Annotated in this window: 20 protein-coding genes; 8 read left to right on the forward strand and 12 right to left on the reverse strand. The window is 43.4% G+C overall.

The window, feature by feature from the left end; all coding sequences use genetic code 11:
* Positions 1-12: 12 nt before the first annotated feature.
* Together nagK and DYC50_RS08965 are read right to left on the reverse strand one after the other, a co-directional pair.
* Positions 13-927 (reverse strand): N-acetylglucosamine kinase, encoded by a 915-nt coding sequence (nagK, locus tag DYC50_RS08960; RefSeq protein WP_115249886.1) that lies wholly within the window; start codon positions 925-927, stop codon positions 13-15.
* 41 nt (positions 928-968) lie between these two features.
* Positions 969-1,709: a phosphatase PAP2 family protein gene (locus DYC50_RS08965; protein ID WP_115249887.1), complete on the reverse strand. Its 741-nt coding sequence runs from the start codon at positions 1,707-1,709 to the stop codon at positions 969-971.
* Positions 1,710-1,779: 70 nt separating this feature from the next.
* Between DYC50_RS08965 and ribA the strand changes: the two genes are divergently transcribed.
* The 7 genes from ribA to metH all read left to right on the forward strand — a co-directional run bounded on the left by ribA (position 1,780) and on the right by metH (position 10,343).
* Positions 1,780-2,436 carry a GTP cyclohydrolase II gene (gene ribA / locus DYC50_RS08970; RefSeq protein ID WP_115249888.1) on the forward strand — a complete coding sequence of 219 codons (657 nt, stop codon included), beginning with the start codon at positions 1,780-1,782 and terminating at the stop codon, positions 2,434-2,436.
* 4 nt (positions 2,437-2,440) lie between these two features.
* Positions 2,441-2,614: an antitoxin VbhA family protein gene (locus tag DYC50_RS10670; RefSeq protein ID WP_172459081.1), complete on the forward strand. Its 174-nt coding sequence runs from the start codon at positions 2,441-2,443 to the stop codon at positions 2,612-2,614.
* Positions 2,601-3,191, forward strand: coding sequence for a Fic/DOC family protein (locus tag DYC50_RS08975; RefSeq protein ID WP_115249889.1), 591 nt, complete (start codon positions 2,601-2,603; stop codon positions 3,189-3,191). The genes DYC50_RS10670 and DYC50_RS08975 overlap by 14 nt, the downstream gene beginning before the upstream one ends.
* 151 nt (positions 3,192-3,342) lie before the next feature.
* The gene (gene accA / locus DYC50_RS08980; protein WP_103852969.1) at positions 3,343-4,296 is read left to right on the forward strand and encodes an acetyl-CoA carboxylase carboxyl transferase subunit alpha; all 954 of its coding nucleotides are present in this window, start codon (positions 3,343-3,345) and stop codon (positions 4,294-4,296) included.
* A 70-nt stretch (positions 4,297-4,366) separates the two neighbouring features.
* Positions 4,367-5,227 carry a pyridoxal kinase PdxY gene (gene pdxY, locus DYC50_RS08985; protein WP_115249890.1) on the forward strand — a complete coding sequence of 287 codons (861 nt, stop codon included), beginning with the start codon at positions 4,367-4,369 and terminating at the stop codon, positions 5,225-5,227.
* A 13-nt stretch (positions 5,228-5,240) separates the two neighbouring features.
* The gene (gene tilS / locus DYC50_RS08990; RefSeq protein ID WP_115249891.1) at positions 5,241-6,533 is read left to right on the forward strand and encodes a tRNA lysidine(34) synthetase TilS; all 1,293 of its coding nucleotides are present in this window, start codon (positions 5,241-5,243) and stop codon (positions 6,531-6,533) included.
* 120 nt (positions 6,534-6,653) lie between these two features.
* On the forward strand, positions 6,654-10,343 hold the full coding sequence (gene metH, locus DYC50_RS08995; protein WP_115249892.1) for a methionine synthase: 3,690 nt from the start codon (positions 6,654-6,656) through the stop codon (positions 10,341-10,343).
* Positions 10,344-10,393: 50 nt separating this feature from the next.
* On the opposite strand, the gene DYC50_RS09000 is transcribed toward metH, so the two are convergent.
* The 5 genes from DYC50_RS09000 to miaB all read right to left on the reverse strand — a co-directional run bounded on the left by DYC50_RS09000 (position 10,394) and on the right by miaB (position 16,547).
* Complete coding sequence (locus DYC50_RS09000) at positions 10,394-11,197, reverse strand: ABC transporter ATP-binding protein (protein WP_115249893.1); 804 nt, start codon at positions 11,195-11,197, stop codon at positions 10,394-10,396.
* Positions 11,190-12,161 (reverse strand): FecCD family ABC transporter permease, encoded by a 972-nt coding sequence (locus tag DYC50_RS09005; protein ID WP_115249894.1) that lies wholly within the window; start codon positions 12,159-12,161, stop codon positions 11,190-11,192. Before DYC50_RS09005 ends, DYC50_RS09000 begins: the two co-directional genes overlap by 8 nt.
* A complete protein-coding gene (locus DYC50_RS09010) occupies positions 12,158-12,961 on the reverse strand; it encodes a substrate-binding domain-containing protein (protein WP_115249895.1) in 804 nt (267 codons plus the stop codon). Before DYC50_RS09010 ends, DYC50_RS09005 begins: the two co-directional genes overlap by 4 nt.
* Before the next feature lie 86 nt (positions 12,962-13,047).
* Positions 13,048-14,988 carry a TonB-dependent receptor plug domain-containing protein gene (locus DYC50_RS09015; RefSeq protein WP_115249896.1) on the reverse strand — a complete coding sequence of 647 codons (1,941 nt, stop codon included), beginning with the start codon at positions 14,986-14,988 and terminating at the stop codon, positions 13,048-13,050.
* A gap of 134 nt (positions 14,989-15,122) precedes the next feature.
* Positions 15,123-16,547, reverse strand: coding sequence for a tRNA (N6-isopentenyl adenosine(37)-C2)-methylthiotransferase MiaB (miaB, locus tag DYC50_RS09020; protein WP_115249897.1), 1,425 nt, complete (start codon positions 16,545-16,547; stop codon positions 15,123-15,125).
* Positions 16,548-16,742: 195 nt separating this feature from the next.
* On the opposite strand from miaB, the gene DYC50_RS09025 reads away from it, so the two are divergent.
* Positions 16,743-17,915: an FAD-dependent monooxygenase gene (locus DYC50_RS09025; RefSeq protein WP_115249898.1), complete on the forward strand. Its 1,173-nt coding sequence runs from the start codon at positions 16,743-16,745 to the stop codon at positions 17,913-17,915.
* Between the two features lie 83 nt (positions 17,916-17,998).
* Here the strand turns inward: DYC50_RS09025 and serS are convergent, their stop codons facing one another.
* The 5 genes from serS to lrp form a co-directional block, all read right to left on the reverse strand.
* Entirely contained in the window at positions 17,999-19,288 is a 1,290-nt protein-coding gene (serS, locus tag DYC50_RS09030; protein ID WP_115249899.1) for a serine--tRNA ligase, read from the reverse strand.
* Between the two features lie 120 nt (positions 19,289-19,408).
* Positions 19,409-20,758, reverse strand: coding sequence for a replication-associated recombination protein A (locus DYC50_RS09035; RefSeq protein WP_115250197.1), 1,350 nt, complete (start codon positions 20,756-20,758; stop codon positions 19,409-19,411).
* Between the two features lie 85 nt (positions 20,759-20,843).
* Positions 20,844-21,464 (reverse strand): outer membrane lipoprotein periplasmic chaperone LolA, encoded by a 621-nt coding sequence (gene lolA / locus DYC50_RS09040; protein WP_103855139.1) that lies wholly within the window; start codon positions 21,462-21,464, stop codon positions 20,844-20,846.
* A 114-nt stretch (positions 21,465-21,578) separates the two neighbouring features.
* A complete protein-coding gene (locus tag DYC50_RS09045; RefSeq protein ID WP_115249900.1) occupies positions 21,579-24,497 on the reverse strand; it encodes a DNA translocase FtsK in 2,919 nt (972 codons plus the stop codon).
* Entirely contained in the window at positions 24,490-24,978 is a 489-nt protein-coding gene (lrp, locus tag DYC50_RS09050; protein WP_115249901.1) for a leucine-responsive transcriptional regulator Lrp, read from the reverse strand. Before lrp ends, DYC50_RS09045 begins: the two co-directional genes overlap by 8 nt.
* Positions 24,979-25,011 lie beyond the last annotated feature (33 nt).

Here is a 25,011-nt window from a genome sequence, read left to right on the forward strand (position 1 = left end):
ATATTCTTTTTTCTAGTACGAAAGAAACAACGCTGCTGCACCGCGTACGCCGCCCGAATCGCCATATTTGGCTTTTTTGATCACAGGCACTTTGGCACTGCGCATTAGGTGTTTAGGCAGGGCTTTTGGTAGTGCTTCGTAGAGATAATCAAAGTTGGATAAACCGCCGCCGAGTACGATTAAATGCGGGTCAAGGGCTGTTATGATGTTGCCGATAGAAATAGCGGCGAGTTCCACAAACATTTCCACAAATTCCACCGCACTTTGTTCTTTGGCGTAAAAACGCTGGATAATTTCTTTGGCTGATAGGCTTTCCCCTTTGAGATCGCGGTATAGCATTTCAAAGCCGCGGCCTGAAAGATAGGTGTCTAAGCAGGCTTGATTGCCGCAGCCGCAAGGGTAAATTGGCGCTTTATCCCAGCCGAGCAGTTTTAAGGCGTGGTAATTCAGCTGCATATGCCCCAGCTCGCCCGCCATTCCGATTTGTCCTGAGTAGATTTTGCCGTCAATCACTAACCCACCACCAAAACCTGTGCCAAGGATTAAGCCTAACACGCTTGGATATTGCTGATTTTCTTCTGCCCAAGCCTCTGATAAGGCAAAACAATTTGCGTCATTTTCTGCCCGCACTTCGCGATCTAAACGCTGGCTTAAATCTTGTAAAATAGGTTTGTTGTCTGCTACGCGAATATTGGTGATTTCCGCCAAACCTGTTTCGTGATTCACAAAACCCGGTAAGCCTAGCCCTACTGTGCCTTTTTCGCCAAATTTTTCATCGGCTTTTTTCACCAAACTCACAATGGTGTCTAGCCATTGTTCATAGCTTTCTTTTGGCGTATCCACCCGTTCGGAATAGTGCTTTTCTAATTTTTCATCGAAAACAGCAAGCTCAATTTTTGTGCCGCCAATATCAAATCCGTATAACATTGTTCACCTCAAAAAATAATTAAAAATCTGACCGCACTTTCTTATTGCACTCTATCTTGCAAAGTGCGGTTGAAAATCGGTTTGTTTTTGATCCAATCGAATAATCCACAATGAAACACCCACGCCAGCAACACGGAAACCAATAAATCAATCGGGTAATGCATTCCTAAACGCAAACGGCTAACGAGCATTAACACCGCCCAAACGGCAATGCCTGCGGTGAGATATTTCATTCCTTTATTGTTACGCCCCAAAAGCTGCCCAAATCCTACCGCAAGCATTAACCAAGTGGCAGCAAAAATGCTATGACCAGACGGAAAAGAATAGCCTGTTTCTTTGCTACGATGATGTACCAAATGGGCATCAACTGGTTTATCTGCATAATAATCCAACACGATTTGTTCGCGTACATCGCGAGGTTGATCGTAAAAATACTCAGGGCTAATGCTTGATTTTTCCGCCAATTGCACAATAAAAGGACGAGGTTCAGCAAACACTGTTTTGAGCGCCGATTTCACACCTTGGGTAACGCCCACAGAAAGCGCCATTACCGCAATCACCGCAAGGGCTTGTTTTTTATTCCGAATAGCGAAAAAATATACCAATGCAAAAAAAGCACAGGTCAGTATGGCATAAGGTGAACTGCCTGTTTCGGTAATAAGATAAAGCAACGTATCAATTTGTGTATAATTTGTATCCCCTTGCCAATGCCAGTTAATTAACCACGCAAAAAAAGGCACACAACAAAGCAATAAGGTATATAATGAAAGGCGTTTTAACATTTTAATCACTCCATAAATTTGAGTGCATAGTTTAGCATTATTCAATAAAAAAAGAATGAAGGATTTAGCGATGACAAAAATTCAACGGGTTACGGAAGCCAATTTACCGACCGAATTTGGTTTATTCCGCATTGTGGGCTTTGAGTTTCCCGACACTAAAAAAGAACACGTTGCCTTAGTAATGGGCGACATTTCAAATCCAGATGAGCCTGTTTTAGCCCGCATTCATTCGGAATGTTTAACAGGCGATGCGTTGCATAGCCTGAAATGCGATTGCGGTTTTCAGCTTGCCACAGCACTACGTCAAATTAGCGAAGAAGGTCGTGGCGTGCTGATTTATCACCGCGAAGAGGGGCGTGGCATTGGCTTAATTAACAAGATCCGTGCTTATTCTTTACAAGATCAAGGAATGGATACCATTGAAGCCAACCTTGCTTTGGGCTTTGCCGCAGATGAGCGTAATTTTGAAGTTTGCGCGGATATTTTTGATCTACTCGGTGTGAAACAAGTTCGCCTGCTCACCAACAACCCAAACAAAATCGATACAATGAAAAAAGCGGGGATCAACGTGGTAGAACGTGTTCCGTTAAACGTGGGCGAAAACCGTTACAACACGGAATATTTAGACACCAAAGCAAAAAAAATGGGCCATTTCATCGTGCATAACAATCAAAAACACTTGATGACTTGCCCACATTGTCAGGAAGAAGTGCCGAATAGGGAATAAAATAATGCATAATTTAAAAGAGCAACAAATTAGACAACAAGCCCTACAGTTTGCAATTGATAATAATCGCCTTGAAGGACTATATCTTAGCCAAGAGATGCTACATTATTTTCAAAGATGGGTAATGGGTGAAATAACTATCTCAGAATTAAAAGTAAAAACGAATGAAATATCATAGCTCTGATCCTATGCTAAATAAAAATGGGGTACTAATTAATAAGCTGAACATCGAAACGCAAGATGAACTAGATAAAAAAGAAGCTCAAATCACTGCTATTCAAACAGCTATATTGTTAATTACACCAGTGAAAGGGCAATTTGATATCGCTCACCTAAAAGCTATCCATAAACATTTGTTTAATGAGATCTATTCTTGGGCTGGCGAAATTAGAAGTATTGATATCTCTAAAGGAGATACAATGTTTGCAACCAGCTCAAGAATTATCCCTGAGCTAGAAAAATTGTTTAATGAGCTAAAAAATGAGCAATTTTTGAAAAATACGCTTCCAGAAAAAATCCCTGCAAGATTAGCTTACTATTTAGGCGAAATTAATGCGATACACCCTTTTCGTGAAGGCAATGGTCGTACTCAACGATTATTCATTCACCAATTAGCTCAAACCTTAGGTTTTTATTTAAATCTTGAGAAAGTAAGTGCAGATGAAATGATTCAAGCATCTATTTTATCGCATAAATGTGATTACAGTGCCTTAGAAAATATTATCAAAAAAGGATTAACCCCAATTCCTAAATGACAAAAAGATTTCTACCAGTCGTCTAACCAGCTAACAGCAAAAAACACTACTTTTTTTGTAAAAAACGCATAAAATATTCGACAGATTTGCACCCTAAGTAAAATATTGCTAAAGTGCGTACTAATTTTGCCGAAAATACTAGGAATAACAAATGAGCCAAGAATATTTAGATTTTGAACTCCCGATTGCTGAACTTGAAGCAAAAATTGAATCCTTGCGTGCAGTGGCGGGGCAAGATGATGAAATCAATCTTGATGATGAAATTGCTCGCTTACAGAAAAAAAGCGAAGAATTAACCAAAAAAACCTTTGCCAACTTAGATGCGTGGCAAGTTTCTCGTATGGCTCGCCACCCAAATCGTCCTTATACATTGGATTATATCGAACAAATTTTCACCGAGTTTGAAGAACTCGCAGGCGATCGTGCTTTTGCAGATGATAAAGCCATTGTGGGTGGTTTAGCCCGTTTAGACGGCAAGCCTGTTATGGTGATTGGCCACCAAAAAGGACGCACGGTAAAAGAGAAAGTGAAACGTAACTTTGGTATGCCAGCCCCTGAAGGCTATCGCAAAGCGTTACGTTTAATGGAAATGGCAGAACGTTTTAAATTGCCAATCATCACCTTTATTGACACCCCAGGTGCGTACCCTGGTGTGGGCGCGGAAGAGCGTGGACAATCAGAAGCCATTGCGCGTAACCTGCGTGAAATGTCAATGCTAAAAGTGCCAATTATTTGTACGGTGATTGGTGAAGGCGGTTCTGGTGGCGCATTAGCCATTGGCGTGGGCGATAAAGTGAATATGTTGCAATACAGCACTTATTCCGTGATTTCCCCTGAAGGCTGTGCGTCTATTTTATGGAAAAGCGCAGATAAAGCCTCTACCGCCGCAGAAGTGATGGGTTTAACCGCAGATCGTCTGCAAAAATTACAACTTATCGATAACATTATCCCTGAACCATTGGGCGGTGCGCATCGCAATTATGAGCAAATGGCACAAAATCTTAAACAGCGTTTACTGGCAGATTTAGCGGATTTAGAAATTCTTGATCCTGATACCTTGTTAGAACGCCGTTACCAACGCTTAATGAGCTACGGTTATTGCTAAATAAAAATGTGCGGTTTTTTAACCGCACTTTTACTTTCAAGCGTTATTAGAAAGCATAAAGGATAGCAAAATGAAACATCTTCTTTCCATTCAATCTCACGTTGTCTATGGTTATGCAGGAAATAAATCTGCGACTTTTCCAATGCAGTTACTCGGCATTGATGTTTGGGCGTTAAACACGGTGCAATTTTCCAACCATACCCAATATGGGCAGTGGACGGGAATGGTAATGCCACCAGAACAAATTGGGGAAATCGTGCAAGGCATTGATAATATTGGTCAATTACATCAATGTGATGCGGTGATTTCAGGGTATATCGGCGCGGCGGAGCAAGTGGAAGAAATCATTAATGCGGTGCAAAAAGTGAAATCTCGCAATCCTAACGCCGTTTATTTGTGCGATCCTGTGATGGGCCACCCTGACAAAGGCTGTATTGTAGCTGATGGTGTAAAAGAAAATCTCATCAACCTTGCTATGGCGAAAGCCGATATTATCACGCCGAATTTAGTGGAATTACGTGAGCTGAGCGGTTTGCCAGTAGAAAACTTTGCTCAAGCCATTGAAGCGGTAAAAGTGATTTTATCCAAAGGGCCGAAAAAAGTGTTGGTGAAACACCTGAGCAAAGTGGGGCAAGATCCAAGCAAATTTGAAATGTTGCTCGCCAACCAAGAGGGCATTTGGCATATTAGCCGCCCACTTCATCAATTTAAGAAAGAACCTGTGGGCGTGGGTGATTTAACCGCGGGGTTATTTATGGCGAATTTACTCAATGGCAAAAGCGATGTGGAAGCCTTTGAACATACCGCCAATGCCGTTAATGATGTAATGACGGTAACGCAACAGCAGGATAATTATGAACTGCAAATTGTGGCGGCGCGTGAACAGATTGTTCGCCCTGTGAGCCAATTTAACGCGGTGAAAATCGCCTAATATTGCCCTTGCTATGACGCTAATTGAGCAATTTCAACAGCAATTACAACGCCAGCCCCACTCGCATTTTCTGATTGCCTTAAGCGGTGGGCTGGATTCTACCGTGTTACTTGCGCTTTTAGCAAAATTACGCGAAAAACAACCGCACTGTCAGCTTCGCGCGATCCATATTCACCACGGCTTAAGCCCAAATGCAGATGATTGGGTGCGCCACTGCCAACAGCTTTGCCAACAATTTTCCATTCCCTTGATCGTAGAAAAAGTTCAACTGACACAAGGAATGGGCATTGAAGCCGCCGCACGTCAAGCGCGCTATCAAGCCATCGCTCGCCATATTTTAGCGCAAGAGATTTTGCTCACCGCCCATCATCAACAAGATCAAACCGAAACCTTTTTCCTCGCCTTAAAACGTGGTAGTGGCGTCAGCGGTTTATCCGCAATGAAAGCACAAAGTGCGGTGTTTAATCTGAATATTTTTCGCCCCCTACTCGGCTTTTCACGCCAACAACTTTGGCAATATGCCACGGAAAATCAGCTGTCGTGGATTGAAGATGAAAGCAATCAAGACAACCAGTACGAACGCAATTTCTTACGCAATGAAATCTTACCGAAGCTGCGTGAACGCTGGACGCACTTCGATCAAGCAGTGCAACGCAGTGCCACCCATTGTGCCGAGCAACAACAGCTTTTAGCCGAATTATTACAGCCAGAGTTGGAAAAATATTCGGATAAAACGCACCGCACTTTTGATTTAACGGATTTCTCGCAATGGTCTGATTTGAAACAAAAAGCCCTACTCCGCTTATGGCTGGAAACCTTGCAGCAGCCAATGCCCTCCACCAAACAATTGGAACAATTGATTCAAGACGTGATTTTTGCCGAAACAGATCGCAATCCGCAATTTCAACTGGGTGATAAAATGCTGCACCGTTATCAGCAGCGCCTGTATTTAACGGAGATCTTCGCCGATCTTCGCGCGCTAAAAATTCCCGTTCGCTTAAATCAGCAAATTGAATTACCTGACAATCTCGGCGAAATCCGCTTCACCCAAATCCAATCTGCCATTCAAATTCAATGGCAAGGGAAAAACTATCCGTTGCCATTAACCGATGCGCCGCTCTCAATCCGTTTCGCTTATTCGGGCAAAGTGCGAAATGCGCAAGGCGTTCATCAAGACATCAAAAAACTCTGGCAAGCGCACAATGTGCCAGTCTGGCAACGCACGCGCACCCCGCTGATTTTTTATGGCGAACACTTCCAAAGTGCGGTGGGATTTTTTCAAAATTTTGCGTCTGAAAGCAAATAAAATTTGTCCAATTTGCACCGCACGTTTCCCCGCATAAAGATAAGGTTTGACACAACCCCACCTTATTTCTATTATGCCTGTTATTATTAAATCTAAGTCATCACAATAAGTCGTAACAAAATGAAACAACATCCTTCTTTTTCTCTTATCCAACAAGCCCTTAAAGATCGCATTCTTATTTTAGATGGGGCGATGGGGACGATGATCCAGCAATATAAACTCACCGAAGCAGATTTCCGCGGTGAGCGCTTTAAAGACAGCACCATCGATCTACGCGGCAATAATGATTTACTTACGCTTACTCAGCCTTTGGTGATTCAAGCGATTCACGAAAAATATCTTGCCGCAGGGGCGGATATTATTGAAACCAACACCTTTTCAGCCACCACCATTGCGCAAGCGGATTATGCCCTTGAAAGCATTGCTTATGAGCTGAATTTTGCTGGCGCGAAATTGGCGCGTTTGGCGGCGGATAAATATAGCACGCCAGAAAAACCACGTTTTGTAGCTGGCGTACTTGGGCCGACTAACCGTACCGCCTCTATTTCGCCGAATGTGAACGATCCTGCTTACCGCAATATCACCTTTATGCAGTTGGTTGATGCCTATGCAGAAGCCACCAAAGGATTAATCGAAGGCGGCGCGGATCTCATTATGATCGAAACCATTTTCGATACGCTCAATGCCAAAGCGGCGGCATTCGCCATTGATCAAGTATTTGAAGAACTTGACGTTAAATTGCCAATTATGATTTCAGGCACGATTACCGATGCTTCAGGGCGCACCCTTTCAGGGCAAACTACGGAAGCCTTTTATAACTCGTTGCGTCACGTTAAGCCATTAAGCTTTGGATTAAACTGCGCCCTTGGGCCAAAAGAATTGCGTCAATATGTGGAAGTGATGTCAAAAATCTGCGAAACCTTTGTTTCCGTGCACCCAAATGCAGGCTTACCAAATGCCTTTGGCGGTTATGATTTAGGCGCAGAAGAAATGGCCGCTTATATTCAAGAATGGGCGCAAAACGGCTGGCTGAACATTGTAGGCGGCTGTTGTGGAACAACCCCAGAACATATCCACGCCATTGCAGAAGTGGTGAAAAACGTGCCGCCAAGAGCCTTGCCTGATTTGCCTGTGGCAATGCGTTTATCAGGCTTAGAACCCTTAAACATTGATGAAAACAGTCTATTTGTAAATGTGGGCGAACGTAATAATGTTACTGGTTCAGCGAAATTTAAAAAATTAATTAAAGAAGATCGCTATGCCGAAGCCATTGAGATTGCCATAGACCAAGTGGAAAATGGCGCTCAGGTGATTGATGTGAATATGGACGAAGCCTTGCTCGATAGCGAAAAATGTATGGTTCAATTCCTTAATATTATGGCAACCGAACCTGATGCCGCGAAAGTGCCAGTGATGATCGATTCCTCTAAATGGGAAGTGATAGAAGCGGGCTTACAATCGATTCAAGGCAAAGGGATTGTAAATTCCATTTCCCTGAAAGAAGGTAAAGAAAAATTTGTTGAGCAAGCCAAATTGATCCGCCGTTACGGTGCAGCCGCCGTGGTGATGGCATTTGATGAAGTGGGACAAGCAGATACTGAAGAACGCAAGGTGGAAATCTGTACCCGTGCTTACCATATTTTGGTTGATGAAGTGGGCTTTCCGCCTGAAGACATTATTTTCGATCCAAATATTTTTGCGATCGGTACGGGTATTGAAGAGCATAATAACTATGGGGTAGATTTCATTAACGCCACAGGACGCATTAAGCGCTCACTCCCCCACGCTAAAATTTCTGGCGGTGTGTCCAATGTTTCCTTCTCGTTCCGTGGCAACAATCCAATGCGTGAAGCCATTCACGCCGTTTTCCTTTATCACGCCATCAAACAAGGTATGGATATGGGAATCGTCAATGCAGGGCAACTGGCAATTTATGATGATCTTGATCCTGAACTGCGTGAAATTGTCGAAGATGCGGTGCTAAATCGCCGTGCAGATGCCACCGATCGCCTGCTTGATATTGCGGATAAATACAAAGGCTCAGCCAGTGAAAGTAGCGATAATGCCGTGGCAGAATGGCGTACTTGGCCAGTAGAAGAGCGTTTAAAACACGCCTTAGTGAAAGGCATTACTAGCCATATAATTGAAGATACGGAAGAAGCGCGTCTGCAATTTAGCTCACCACTAGAAGTGATCGAAGGCCCATTAATGGCGGGAATGGACGTGGTTGGTGATCTATTCGGGGACGGTAAAATGTTCCTACCACAAGTGGTGAAATCTGCGCGTGTAATGAAACAATCAGTCGCCTATTTAGAACCTTTTATCAACGCCACCAAACAGCAAGGTGTATCAAGCGGAAAAGTGGTGATCGCCACGGTAAAAGGCGATGTACACGACATCGGCAAAAACATTGTCAGCGTGGTGCTGCAATGTAATAACTTTGAAGTGATCGATCTCGGTGTGATGGTACCAGCGGATAAAATCATTGAAACGGCGATCAACGAAAAAGCCGATATTATCGGTTTAAGCGGTTTGATCACGCCATCGTTAGATGAAATGGAATATTTCTTAGGTGAAATGAACCGTCTTGGCTTGAGCTTGCCTGTAATTATCGGCGGCGCAACCACGTCAAAAGAACATACCGCCATCAAACTTTATCCAAAATACAAGCACGAAGTGATCTACACCACCAATGCGTCCCGTGCTGTAACGGTTTGTGCCGCCTTGATGAATCCAGAAAGCAAAGCAGAACTTTGGCAACGAACCAAAAAAGAATATGAAAAAATTCAGCATAGCTTTGCTAACCGTAAACCTCTGCGCCAACAGCTTCCAATTGAAGAAGCGCGTGCTAACGCTTTCCCAGCATTTTCTGGCGAATGGGCGGATTATCAAGTGCCACAACCAAAACAAACGGGCATTGTGGAATACAAAAATGTGCCAATTTCCACCTTACGCCAATTTATTGACTGGTCGCCATTTTTCCGTTTATGGGGGTTAATGGGCGGTTATCCTGATGCCTTTGACTATCCAGAGGGCGGCGAAGAAGCGCGCAAAGTCTATAATGATGCGCAACAAATGCTTGATGAATTTGAGCAAAACGGCAAACTCAAACCAAGTGGAATTATGGGCATTTTCCCAGCCTATCGTAAGGGCGATGATATTGAAATTTATCAAAATTCTGACCGCACTTCTGTGGCAGGCGTGGCGCATCATCTGCGCCAACAAAGTGAACGTGGCAAAAATAGCAAAAGCCCTTATAACGTCGCCTTAAGTGATTTTATTGCTGATCGTGAAAGCGGCCAACAAGATTGGTTCGGAATGTTTGCGGTGTGCGCAGGAATTGAAGAACACGATTTAGTGGAAGGATTCAAAGCCGCAGGCGATGATTACAGCGCTATTTTACTGCAAGCCGTTGGCGACCGCTTAGCCGAAGCAATGGCAGAATACTTACACTTTGAACTTCGCACAAAGGTTTGGGGCTATTCCAATGAAACCTTCAATAACGAAAATCTGATCGCAGAAAATTATGTGGGTATCCGCCCTGCACCGGGTTATCCAAGCTGCCCAGAACATACGGAAAAACAACTGATTTGGGATTTACTTGAAGTGGAACAACGCATTGGAATGAAACTCACCGAAAGTTACGCAATGTGGCCCGCTGCCAGCGTCTGCGGTTGGTACTTCACCCACCCTGCCAGCAACTACTTCACCCTAGGCCGCATTGACCAAGACCAAGCCTTAGACTACGCCCAACGCAAAGGCTGGAACGAAAAAGAAATGCACAAATGGCTTGGGGTTTCGATGAAGTAAATTGAAATCAGTAAACTAAAAAAGTGCGGTGAAAAATCACCGCACTTTTTCTATTTCATACATTTATCAATCTCACCAATCCATCTTTTTTCCACATCAATCTCCGCCTTAATCCCAAACGCAATGGCTAGATTTTCTGCGGTTAGGACATCTTGCGTGTAGCCGTGGGCGAGTAAGTTGCCTTGGTGGAGCAAGATGATTTCATCGCAGAAACGGTAGGCAAGATCAAGGTGGTGAATGGCAACCACGCAGGTGGTGCTTGGGGTGAGTGATTTTAATTGCTCTAAAATATCAATTTGATAATAAGGATCAAGGGGCGAGATAGGTTCGTCTGCCAATAAAATTGGTGCGTTTTTAATACAACAACGGGCAAGCTGAACGCGGGCTTTTTCACCGCCTGAAAGCTGTTGGAAAGGTTGTTCTAATAGATGTTGAACAGAAAATTGCTTCGCGGCTTGCAGGATCTTTTCTTGCTGCCATTGTTGGTGTGATGAATTAAATAAACGGTCAAAAAATTTGTCTTTTTTTGACCGCACTTTTTCCTTAGGGATAAACCGTGTTTCGGGCAAGCCGAATGCAATCACGTCATAAACAGATAAATCCCAATAAATATTAGTACTTTGTGCAAAATACGCCAACGTTTGGCTTTTTTCAGCCAAGCTCATTTCGGTGAGCGGTTTGTCGTTCAATAAAATTGAGCCTGTTTCCAGTGGTAAAATGCCTGCAATGGCTTTGAGCAAAGTGGACTTCCCTGCGCCATTGCCGCCCATTATGCCCACTAATTTACCTTGGGGAATTTGAGCGCTGATATTTTTAACGCCATAAGCAAGGCTAACATTGTACAATTTAATCACGGGCTAATCTCCGTTGTTGAGTGAGCAAAATCCAAATCAAGCAAGGTGCGCCGATAATGGCGGTGAGCGTGCCAATATAAATATGCGAGAAAAACGGCACATATTGAATAGCAAGATCGGCGAGCAACAAAAGTAACGCACCAATTAGCCCGCTAGTGAAATAAAGTTGCGAAGGGCGTTTTTTCAGCCAGATGCGTGCAAAGTGCGGGGCAATTAAGCCGATAAATCCGATTGTGCCAGTTTGCGGAATGGTGGCGCCCACCAGCAATGCCACGCCAAGGGTGGTGATAAAAAAGCTACGTTTTGGGTCAACGCCCATTGTGCTGGCGGTTTCTTCCCCAAAAGTGAGTAAATCTAGGTAACGGCGTTGGCAATATAAACAGATTACGCCCACCGCCACGATAGGCAAGGAAAGCAAGAGCGGTTCGATTTTTGCCCACATTAATGAACCTTGCAACCAGCGGTATAATTCTGCTAATGCCCAAGGGCTTTGTGCGTTGGAAAGCAATAAGGCGATGGCCGAGCCGAGCAACATATTCACCGCAACGCCTGCCAAGATCATCATTGTTGTGCCTTTATTTTTGGCGATAAAATAGACTAACAAGAAACTGCTCAACGCACCTAAAATGCCGCCAAACAATAGAAAAGATAAGGGTAAAGAAAAATAATAGAGCAAAAACACGCTCGCCGTGGTTGCACCATTCGCTGCGCCAAGTAACCCCGGACTCGCCAAGGGATTTTGAAATAACCCCTGCATTGCATTGCCTGCCAGCGCAAGGCTTGCTCCCGTTAAAATGGCTAAACCAAGACGTGGCAAGCGAATATCCCATAACACTAAAGATCGCATATCGGTGGCGATCCCCTGTGCATTGCGTAAATAAGCAAAATCCCCAAGCTGATGAAAAATCGCAAAAGCAATCAACAAAAGCAATAAAGCAAAAAGGGAAAGGTTTAATCGTTTCATTCTGCTTGCTCTCTCTTATTCAGTTGGCGATAAATCATCGCCGCGCCTTGCCAAACGCCCTGATCAAAGCAATAACCATATTTCAGTGGCATTGTCGCCATTCGCTGCGCAGGGAATATATTGGCAATCAAAGGGTGTGTCAGCACTTCCGCCTGTTCGTTATAACCTTGTTTATCAGTAATGGAAATCAGCCAATTTGGCTGCGCACGCAAAAGTTTCTCTAGGGAAAAATTTTGTGCCGTAATAGTGCTTTCAAGGGGCGTTAAGCCGAGCAATTTTAGCAAGACTTGGTATTGTGGAAAAATCGGTTCAACTACGCCTGTATCGGAAATAATTAAGGTTTGCGTATTCCTTTGATTGAGCCGAAAATCGCTATTTTTTAGCTTTTCCACCAATTGCTGGGCGTGAGTTTCGTTGTCAAAGCGTTTGCCTAATTCCAATATCAAGGCGAAAAGCTGTTCCGCCGTTTGTGGGCTATCATTAATAGGCAAAACTTTTACCCCAAGCTTTTTCAGATCTGCCACCAGCTGGGGATAAAACTGCTCATTAAGCAAAATAGTTTTATCCAAATAAGGCAATAAATCCGTTAATCGCGCGTTAAGAGCGGGCTTATTTTGATTAATTTTATCCAACATCATCAGGGGATTTTTGGAATAAATAGACTGCGCGGCAATTTGTTCAGGGCGCGCTAATTCCGCTAACAAGCGATCACTGCATAGGGTGAGCGAAACAAATTGCTCTTGCGCCCAAAGCGGAATGGAAAAGAAAAGTGCGGTGAAAAATACGCGAATTTTTTGCATTAAAAAATGATGCCCCAAAAACAAAGTGCGGTGAAAATTTTGTTAATTTTACACCGCACTTTCACAAAAGCCTATCTGCTTATGGGTTAGAAGCTGCCTTTTAAGCCCACATATAAGGTACGACCATACTGACCATAGCCTGCAACGCTTTCATATTTTTTATCAAACAGATTATTCAAGTTCGCATACACATTTAAGTTTGGCGTAACTTGATAATTCGCGCCAAGGCTAACCAAGGTGTAAGAAGGCATTTTTACTCGTGAAGAATCATAAGTCGTTTCATCAAAGTAAGTATCAATGCGTTTGCCTACATAGTTCACATTAACATTTGCACCCAACGCTTCTGTGATCTGATAGGCTAAACCTAAATTTGCCATATGTTTTGGACGGCGAACCAAGGCTTGACCGTTGCTATCTTTCGTTTGGGTATAAGTATAGTTGGCATAAGCGCTTAAATCATCGGTGATCTTGCCGTTATACGCAATTTCAACACCTTTAATTTTAGTCGTACCGTCCTTATTTACATAGTATGAGCGATAATTAGGCAATTTCTCTGACTCAATAAAATTTTTCACATTACGAGCAAAATAAGTTACATCTAAACTGTGGCGTTTATCTGTGGTTTCAAAAAGCAAGCCAATATCCCCACCTTTACTTTTTTCTGGCTTAAGGTTTGGATTAGGTAATATATAACTGCTATAACCATAATATTCTGTAATTGTTGGATTTTGAATTGCCGTCCCAAAACTTGCATGCGCTTTCAGATTTTGTAATACACGATAAGTTCCTGCAATACGTCCAGTAAAACTGTTGTCATATTGATTGCTATCTATATAACGCCCACTAAGACTTAAACTATGATCATTTTCACTAAACAGACGATATTCCGCTGCGACACTTTTCTCAATTAAATGCTTTTCACTATCTCCATAGCTCCCAAAATCATAATAACTAGAACGCTGATACTCTGTAAGTAAACTCAATGCTTGTTGCAGCTCACCTTCACGATCAAAATTAATATCTAACTGGTAATTCGCATTCAGTTTTTTTGCGTCATAGCTACTAGGATATCGTCCTAGCGTATCGCTATCAGTTTTTTGATGGCTAACGCTTGCTTTATGTTTAAACAACTCTTTTTCCGATCCAACATAACCGCTTAATTTAAAGGTGGTTTCACGAGTGCGGGTATAATCATCAAAGACTGTTTCTGTGGCATAAAGATTATCAAAATGTGCTGTTTGGCTAAAATGGCTGGCTAAGAGATCGATACCTTTTTCGCCGTCATCATAGCCCATGCGTAATGATAGTGCATCACGATGGAATTTATCTCGCTCTTTTGCTCCCCCCGTACTCACGCTACTGCCATCTTCCGCTGTGTAATGGAAACGATCTGAACTAAAAGCAGAAATGCCTTTTGTGCGATGGCTATCACCGTGCAAACTATAATAAAAGCCGTTTTGCTGACCAGAAAGAGTCAGTGAACCGTCATAAGTGCCTTTTGAGCCCGTGCCTAAATCAAAGTCCACATTAAACGGTTTGTCCTTATAAAGCCCGCTGTTCGTGGTAATATAAACCACGCCACCCATTGCATCGCTACCCCATAATGCTGATTGTTCTCCACGCAACACTTCAATGCGATCAATATTACTTAGACTTAATCCGCCGAAATCATAGCCATAGCCTGAAACAGGATTGACTTTCACACCGTCAATAATCACCGCAGTTTGATTTGAATCTGCGCCACGCAGATAAAGGCTGGTCAATGTACCGCGTCCGCCTAATGCCCCCATTGCCACACTTGGCACGGTTTTTAATACATCAGAAACATAGGTGGCGTTGCGTTCTGCGAAATCTTTTTCGGTTAAAACCGTTACTGATGACGCTGTTTGATCTTCGCTTACGGGCGTGGCATAAGCGGAATAAACATAAATTGGCGCAAGCTGTTCGCTTTGTGCTGCATTTTCTGCGGCATAAAGTGCGGTAGAAAATGAGAGCAAAATTGCTGTGGTGATAATATTTTTTTGCATTATGAATCCTTAAATTTAAAATAAAAAAACGGCGCTATTTTGACATAGCACCGTTGCTTTCTCAAACCAGAAATATTCATCAAGGTTATGAACACAATTCATCAACTCAATGCTTGAGTCCATTTTCGATATTGCTAGCCTTGATAATGCCCCACGCCTAACTCATCTTCCTTACGAGTGCGGTTAATCACCGCTTGTGGCGATTGCACTACACGTAAGCCCATTTGATCTTCGGTGCGTACCACATCACCGCGCAATGAGTTAGTGAACACATCGGTGATTTTAATATCGACAAATTTGCCGATCATATCTGGTGTTCCCACAAAGTTTACGATACGGTTGGTTTCCGTGCGGCCGGTGAGTTCCATTAAATCTTTCTTCGATGGCCCTTCCACTAACACGCGCTGTTCTGTGCCAAGCATTGCACGGCTAAATTGTGCCGCTTGGTTGTTAATACGTTGTTGTAGCACATATAAACGCTGTTTTTTCTCATCTTCGCTTACATCATCAGGAATATCTGCCGCAGGCGTTCCCGGACGAGCAGAATAGATGAAACTAAAGCTCATATCAAAATTCACTTGTGCGATCAGGTTCATCGTATCTTCAAAATCTTGCTCCGTTTCCCCCGGGAAGCCAACGATAAAATCAGAGCTGATTTGAATATCAGGGCGCACTTTGCGTAATTTGCGAATAATGGATTTATATTCCAACGCCGTATGGCCGCGCTTCATTAAATTCAAAATACGATCCGAGCCACTTTGCACTGGCAAGTGTAAGAAACTCACTAATTCTGGCGTGTCCGCATACACATCAATAATATCGTCAGTAAATTCAATTGGATGGCTTGTGGTGAAACGCACGCGATCAATGCCGTCAATCGCCGCCACTAAACGCAATAATTCAGCGAAAGAGCAAATACCGCCATCGTGGGTTGGGCCGCGATAAGCATTCACGTTTTGCCCTAATAAATTCACTTCACGCACGCCTTGTTCTGCCAGCTGTGCGATTTCAAATAGCACGTCATCAAGCGGGCGGCTCACTTCTTCGCCACGGGTATAAGGCACTACGCAGAAAGTACAATATTTATTACAGCCTTCCATAATTGATACGAACGCTGTTGGGCCTTCAGCGCGCGGTTCTGGCAAGCAGTCAAATTTCTCAATTTCAGGGAAACTGACGTCCACCACGGAACTTTTACCGCCACGGATCTGGTTGATCATTTCAGGCAAGCGGTGTAAAGTTTGTGGCCCGAAAACAATATCCACATAAGGCGCACGGCTACGAATATGCTCACCCTCTTGTGATGCCACACAACCGCCCACACCAATCACTAAACCAGGGTTGGTTTTCTTTAATTCTTTCCAACGTCCTAATTGATGGAACACTTTTTCCTGCGCTTTTTCACGAATAGAGCAAGTGTTCAACAACAACACGTCCGCTTCTTCTGGAATATCCGTTAATTCCAAGCCGTGCGTGCTGTTTAATAAATCTGCCATTTTTGAGCTGTCATACTCATTCATCTGGCAGCCCCACGTTTTAATATGTAATTTTTGCGTCATAATTTGCTTTAAATCGTTTAACCTGTAAAAATCGACTGGCTATTTTACCGACTTGTGCTGGTGGTGGCTAGTTAAAATAATCTTTTCTTTTGAATTTTACTCATAAAAGGTAAACTAACAGGCAGTGAAAAATGCAAGTGCGGGGCAAAATTTGGCAAAAAATCACCGCACTTTTCGGATAAAAAAGAGGCAAAAATGAATACGCAATGCGATGTAATTATTGTTGGCGGCGGAATGGTTGGCGCAGCTTGTGCTGTAGGCTTAGGGCAATTAGGGCTAAACGTGCAAGTGATTGAAGGTGCGCCATTACCCACCTTTCAGGAAAATTCCCCATATGATTTACGCATTTCCGCCATTAGCCTTGCTTCCGTCCAATTACTGCAACAATTACAAAGTTGGCAATATATCGAAAAAATGCGAACTTGCCCCTATCGCGCCTTAGAAACTTGGGAAATTGACGGCTTTTCCACTTATTTTCATTGCGAAGAGTTAGATCATTCCGAACTGGGTTATATGGTGGAAAACAACGTGATTCAACTTGGCTTATGGCAAGCCTTTTCCCAGCTTGAAAAGGTGCAAAGTAGCTTGCAGGCGAAAGTGGAACGAGCTGAAAAGTGCGGTGAAAATTGGCAGATTTTTTTAACCAATGGTGAACAATATTCCGCCCCATTAGTCATCGCTGCAGACGGGGCAAATTCGCAACTGCGCCAAATTGCCGGCATTGGCATAACAGGCTGGCAATATCGCCAAGATTGTTTATTAATTTTGGTGGACACCGAATTGCCACAGCAAGACATCACTTGGCAGCAATTTTTCCCTGCTGGCCCAAGAGCTTTTTTACCCCTTGAAGGCCATCAGGCCTGTCTTGTGTGGTATGACAGCCCAGAAAAAATCACTCAACTGAAACAGTTATCCAAAGAAAAATTAGCCCACACTATTGAGCAATCTTTCCCAGCAAGATTAGGTCAAGTTAAGGTGCAAAAAGCAGGCAGTTTTGCCCTCACCCGCCGCCACGCTCAGCAATATTATCATCAAGGCATTGTGCTAGTGGGCGATGCCGCTCATACTATTAATCCATTGGCTGGACAAGGTGTAAACTTAGGTTTTAAAGACGTAAAAGCACTGTTGCAAGTGATCGAAAGTGCGGTACAAAATCAACAACATTTTGCTTCTGATGAAGTGCTGAAAAAATACCAAGCCTTGCGTCAAAAAGACAATTTACTAATGCAATCGGCAATGGATTTATTCTATAAAGGTTTTAAAACAGAATTGTTGCCCGTCAAAATTGCTCGCAACGCCGCCCTTTTCTTAGCGTCCAAAGCCACACCGTTGAAAAAACAAGCATTGAAGTATGCGTTGGGGTTGTAAAATTTAGGTATAAATTTGATGAAAAAATGGTGAGCATAATACTCACCATTTTGTTTGCTTTTTGTTGCTTTGAGCTAGGATCTTTATTTCCCAATCACTTCCAATCCGCCCATATATGGACGTAACACCTCTGGCACGGTGATGCTGCCGTCTGCGTTTTGGTAGTTTTCAAGCACGGCAACAAGGGTGCGACCAACGGCTAAACCTGAACCATTTAGGGTGTGAACAAGGCGTGGTTTTTTCTCGCCTTTTACACGATAACGAGCCTGCATACGGCGTGCTTGGAAATCCCACATATTTGAGCAAGAAGAAATTTCACGGTAGGTGTTTTGTGCTGGCACCCAAACTTCTAAATCGTAAGTTTTAGCTGAGCCAAAGCCCATATCGCCAGTACATAGTAACACTTTACGATAAGGCAGATTTAACAGCTGCAGTACTTTTTCCGCGTGGCCAGTAAGTTCTTCCAAAGCTTCCATTGATTTTTCTGGCTCTACGATTTGTACCATTTCTACTTTGTCGAATTGGTGCATACGGATCAAACCACGGGTATCACGACCGTAAGATCCTGCTTCTGAACGGAAACAAGGGGTATGCGCGGTCATTTTAATTGGCAGTTCCGCTTGCTCTAAAATTTCATCACGCACAAGGTTGGTAACTGGCACTTCCGCCGTTGGAATTAAGGCGTAAGGTTGCTCCCCTTCTAGCGGTTTGGTGTGGAATAAATCTTCGCCAAATTTTGGCAGCTGCCCTGTGCCATAAAGGGTGGCGTGATTAACTAAATAAGGCACATAGGTTTCGCTATAACCGTGTTGTTCGGTATGCAAATCCAGCATAAATTGCGCTAGCGCACGGTGCATTTTAGCAATTTGTCCTTTCATTACCACAAAACGCGCGCCGCTTAATTTTACCCCTGCAGCAAAATCTAGCCCTTGCAAATGTTCACCTAAGGTAACGTGATCTTTCACCTCAAAATCAAAGGTTCTTGGCTCGCCCCAACGAGAAATCTCTACATTGTCGTTTTCATCATTGCCCAGTGGCACTTCATCAGCGGGAATATTTGGAATACTAAGAGCAATTTCTTGCAGATCCGCTTGCACGTCATCAAGTTGGCTTTTTGCCATACTTAATTCAATGCCCATATTATCCACTTCCGCCAATAATGGCTCAATGTCTTCGCCGCGTGCTTTTGCCGCACCAATGGCTTTTGAGCGCGCATTACGCTCTGCTTGTAAGGTTTCGGTTTTAACTTGTAGGGCTTTGCGCTGTTCTTCTAATTCTGTGATACGCGCTACATCTAACTCAAAGCCACGTCTAACTTTTAATTTTTCTGCCACTTCCGCAAGATTATTGCGTAATAAATTTGCATCAATCATTTTGTTACCTTTAGAAAATAAATATGCTCAAAAAACCGTTCTATTTTAGATCGGATAAAAAAAATAAACTAGGGGCTATTGATCATTCATTTTGCATTTGAGTGATCAACCTCGCCTAAACTACTTACCAGATTTATAACGGATAGTTGTGCTTTGCTCGTCAAGTTGGCGAAGTTTTTCTAATTTTTCGCGAATTTGAATTTCCATTCCCCGAGAAACAGGGAAATAATATTGGGTATCTTTCAGCGCTTCTGGGAAATAATTTTCCCCTGCGGCATAAGCGTTTTCTTCATTGTGCGCATAACGATATTCTGCGCCGAAACCTAGTTCTTTCATCAAATGAGTTGGCGCGTTGCGTAAATGCTCTGGCACATCATAATCAGGGCTTTCTAAGGCGTGCTTTTTCGCGGTCTTGAAAGCTTGATACACTGCATTGCTTTTCGGTGCAACGGCTAAATAAACAATGGCTTGCGCAATAGCACGTTCCCCTTCTGCTGCGCCCACACGCGTAAAACAATCCCAAGCGGCAATGGCCACTTGCATTGCGCGCGGATCGGCATTGCCCACATCTTCTGACGCAATAGCAAGCAACCGCCGTGCTACATAAAGCGGATCCCCCCCTGCAGTGAGAATGCGTGCGTACCAATATAACGCTGCATCAGGCGCTGAACCACGCACGGATTTATGCAAGGCTGAGATGAGATCATAAAAACGATCGCCTTGCTTATCAAAACGGGCTTGCCGTTCGCCCAACACTTCCGTTAATAAAGTGCGGTGCAAAAATTTGCCATTTTTGCCCTCTTCCGCCATATCTGCCATTAATTCAAGGCTATTTAATGCAAGGCGCGCATCGCCATTGACATATTCCGCCAGCATTGCAAGCAAATTGTCTTCTAAGGTTAAATCAAGGTTGCCTAGCCCTTTTTCTTTGTCATTAATGGCGCGCTGTAACACTTGTTCGATTTCTTGTGCGGTTAAGGATTTCAGCACATACACGCGCGCACGCGAAAGCAAGGCGTTATTCAGTTCAAAAGAAGGATTTTCAGTGGTTGCGCCAATAAAAATCACCGTGCCATCTTCAATATAAGGCAAAAACGCATCTTGCTGGCTTTTGTTGAAACGATGCACTTCGTCCACAAATAAAATGGTACGCTGCCCTGCAAGCCGACTTTGTTTGGCGCGCTCAATGGCTTCACGAATTTCCTTTACCCCACCTGTTACCGCAGAAATCCGTTCCACTTCCGCATTAATACGTTGCGCAATAATTTCTGCCAAGGTGGTTTTGCCTGTACCGGGTGGCCCCCACAAAATCATTGAGTGAATATGCCCTGCTTCAATGGCTTTGCGTAATGGTTTGCCCACGCCAATTAAATGGCTCTGTCCGTAATATTCGTCTAAATGGATTGGACGCATTCTCGCCGCTAAAGGGCGGAAATCATTTTCAGCAAAGTCAAAAGCAAGATTAGGCATTTTTTTCTCTCGTATGTGGATAATTTCAGGAAAAAATAAGGCTAAATTGTAAACCATTTAGCCTTAAAGTGCGGTGATTTTTTCGTTACTTTTTCTTGCGCTGATCATCCAGCTCCGCACCTTTCGGCACGCTGAATTTAAACAAATTATCTGCCAACGGTTGGTTGGTGATATTACGCAATAAGTATAAATTGGTTTGTCCGTCTTTTTCTGTGGTGCTGAAGTTTTTTAGCACGCCATCAGCATCAATGCGAATATTGAATTGCTTAATATTGCTTTTCGCGGATTTTGGTTTAAGGGTAAAAGTATCCGCTGATTGCGCTACGGTATATTTTTTCCATTGCGCTTGATCGTTGCTGGTAAGCAACACAAATGGCGTATTATTCACCGCTTCAGACACCCAATTTGCCGTAACCTGTTGCACGAAAGGATCGTAAAACCACAGGGTTTTGCCGTCTGACACAATTTGACTTTCTTGCGGAGATTGGTTATCCATTCTGAATAAATTTGGGCGTTTAATGCGAAGTTTGCCTTTGCCTTGTTGAATCTCTTTGCCTTTGGCATCACTGACTTTTTGCACATAATCTGCGCTTAACACGTCCACTTTGTTAAGGCGCGCTTGTAATTCACTCACCGCATCAGCCCAAGCCATTTGGCTTAAGCCTAAACATAAAAGTGCGGTGATTTTTACTGCCATTTTTTTCATAAATCTTCCTTTAATCCTAAAATAATGGGAAACCATTGCTTTAATCAGACAATAAAATTTCCCATTTGTTGCATTTTCTTTACGCTTAGCTTGGTAATTCGCTGAAAGATTAAACTAATAATCGGAACGGCGGGCTAAAATTTCACGCTTACCATTTTGTAGCGGCGAAACAATGCCTTGTTCTTCCAGCTGATCCATAATACGCGCGGCACGGTTAAAGCCAACACGGAAACGGCGCTGAATTGACGAGGCTGAGGTTGTGCCAGTTTCGATCACGAAATTCATCACTTCATCAAACAGATCATCAAGATCGCCGTCATCACCACTGCGTGCTACTTCACCCTCTTCATCATCGGCACTGTCTAAAATACCATCAATATAATCAGGTTTACCTCTTGCACGCCAGTCATCGGCTACGCGCGCCACTTCGTCATCACTCATAAATGCACCGTGAACACGGATTAAATCGGAAGAGCCTTGCCCTGAATACAGCATATCCCCACGGCCCAACAGGGTTTCTGCGCCGCCTTGATCGAGAATGGTACGCGAGTCAATTTTACTCGCCACGGTAAAGGCAATACGGCTTGGAATATTAGCCTTGATCAAGCCAGTAATCACGTCCACAGAAGGGCGTTGGGTGGCCAAAATCAAGTGAATACCGATGGCTCGGGCTTTTTGTGCAAGGCGCGCAATAAGTTCTTCAATTTGCTTGCCTGCCACCATCATCAAATCGGCAAACTCATCGACAATCACCACAATATAGCTGAGTTTTTCTAAGTCTGGTCGCATTGCGTCCATTGTGTCGCCTGGTCGCCAAATTGGGTTTGGAATTGGCATTCCCATTGCGTTATATTCATCAATTTTTTCGTTATAGCCCTCAATATTACGCACACGCAAGGCGGATAATAATTGATAGCGGCGCTCCATTTCGTCCACGCACCAACGCAGCGCATTGGCGGCTTTTTTCATATCGGTTACCACTTCGGTGAGCAAATGCGGAATGTCGTTATAAATGGAAAGCTCCACCACTTTCGGGTCGATCATAATAAATTTCACTTCTTCAGGCTTCACTCTGAAAAGTAAACTTAAAATCATCGTATTCACCCCAACGGATTTCCCCGAACCCGTTGAACCCGCCACTAATAAATGGGGCATTTTGGCTAGATCTACGATCACAGGATTACCGCTAATGTCTTTTCCTAACGCCATTGAGAGCAAAGATTTTGACTCACGAAATTCTCGGCTGTCTAGCACATCACGTAGCGGCACCATTTGACGCTGTAAATTTGGCGTTTCGATGCCAATATAAGGCTTGCCGGGGATCACTTCTGCCACGCGAATAGAACGGAACATCAAGGCACGCGCCAAATCCGTATCAATATTGGTAACTTTGGACGCTTTCACCCCCGGTTGCAATTCCAATTCATAACGCGTTACCACTGGCCCTACCAACACATCTTTCACGCTCGCTTTTACATTGAAATTGCGTAATTGTTGTTCAATGCGTTGCGAGGTTTCTAAGATTTCTTCGCGCGTGATATTTTGTTCTTCCACTTCGCGTTTATCCAATAAATCTAAACTTGGCAACGGCGTGGTAGGTTTTTCCGCTTTTTGCACCTGCTTTTGTAAGGCTGGGTGAATTAAGGAATCGCCATAAGGTTTGTAAGTTGGCTGGCTTACCGCAGGCTGAGGCTCAGTTGGCTGATTTACCGTTGATTGCGTTGGATTTTGCTCTGTCAAAATATCCACTAAAGCATCTTCCGCATTGATTTCTTTTGCACGCTGCTGCATTTCAGCCAAACGTTGTGCTTCTTGCGCAGCGAACTGACGCGCTAATTCGTCAGTGTCATCATCTTGATCTTGAGCCGCTAAATTTTCGCTTGCGCTATGATTTTGTGCCGTATAATTCGGAATAGACACTTTCAACCCAGCCGTTTGCTCCATTGGTGAAAATTCTGACGAAAAACTCACCGCACTTGCATCATCAAGGGAACTTGCTGAATGTTGTGCAGGTGTTACTGGTGCTGGCTCAGCTTGTTGCACACTGTCTTGTGCTGTGTCTTGCTCTGTCTGAATCAGTGTTACATTTGGTAACGGTTGCTCTTCGCCCGCGCCATAATCCGAAAAACGTTCCATTTTGTTGGGATCAAACAGATCGTTTTCTAACGGCTGACTTTCAGAAGTCGCATTGGGAACAGGGCTAACTGACTGGGTTGCCGTAGTTGTTGGCTGAGCCTGTTCTTGGGTTTGCGCGTTATCATTGGCAAATGCACTCAAGCCATTAATCGTAATAAAGTGCGGTGCTTTTTCGCTCTCATTTTTTGTTTCTGTGCTTTCTGTATTAGCCTGATTAGCCTGCGTATTGGCATTAAACTGAGTGGGCTGAATAATAATTTCTTCTAGTGTTACATCAGCCTCATCAAGATCATCTTGCCCATCACCTTGCTGATGAGCAGAATCCGTTTCGTTCATTGTTAGCCAATGATAAAACTTCATTATCAATAAGATTAACGCTTTGCCAGAACACAACACAAAGCCTGTAATCGCGGCCAAAAGTGCGAGCAAAATTAAGCCGATTTTTCCTAAAATCGGATAAAGCCACATCACTAAGCTACCGCCCAGTACGCCGCCTGCTAAATAAGAAGAAGTGTCCGATAAAATGAGTGTCGCCAAGCCACAAAGCCCACAAAAGAGCAACACACCACCTAATAATCGCCAGATCAATTTAATCCAGCTAAATTGCTTGAAGCCTTTGCTTTTAAACAAATAAATTGGCACACCAAACAACATAAATGGAATTAAATTGCCAATATGCCCAAATAAGGTAAAAAATAATCCCACCAGCCAAGCACCCAATGCGCCTGCTTTATTAATGGTTTCAGCTTGTGAGGAAGATACCGCCCAAGTGTTATCAAAAGGGCTATAACTTGACCACGCAATGATCAAATAAAGCCCCAATAATGAAATGATACCTAAGCCAATTTCGGCCAAGTAATCTTGTGGCGTGAGTTTTGCGGTTATTTTTTTAATCATCTTGTTTTAATTGTAAAAAATTGGTTTGTTTAACTTCTTCCATTACCACATAGGTACGGGTATCGTTCACACCAGGCAAACGTAACAAGGTTGTGCCAAGCAATTTGCGGTAAGCGGCCATATCCGCCACGCGGGTTTTGAGCAAATAATCAAAATCACCCGACACCAAATGGCATTCTTGAATTTCATCAAGCTGTTGCACCGCTTCGTTAAATTCTTCAAATACATCAGGTTTTCCGCGCACAAGAGTGATTTCTACGATCACGAGCAACGGCGAATCCAGCAATTCAGGGTTAAGCAAGGCTCGGTAACCCATAATCACCCCTTGTTTTTCCAAGCGTTTTACGCGTTCTAAACAAGGCGTTGGCGATAGCCCGACTTTCTTCGATAAATCAATATTAGAGATTTTGCCATTACGCTGTAATTCATTCAGAATTTTTATATCAATGGCATCAAGCGCCTTAGGTAATTTTTTTTCCATAAAATTTTCCACTCAAAATAGCGGTAATACTCG

This window comes from Avibacterium avium (assembly GCF_900454535.1).
Lineage (GTDB): Bacteria > Pseudomonadota > Gammaproteobacteria > Enterobacterales > Pasteurellaceae > Avibacterium > Avibacterium avium.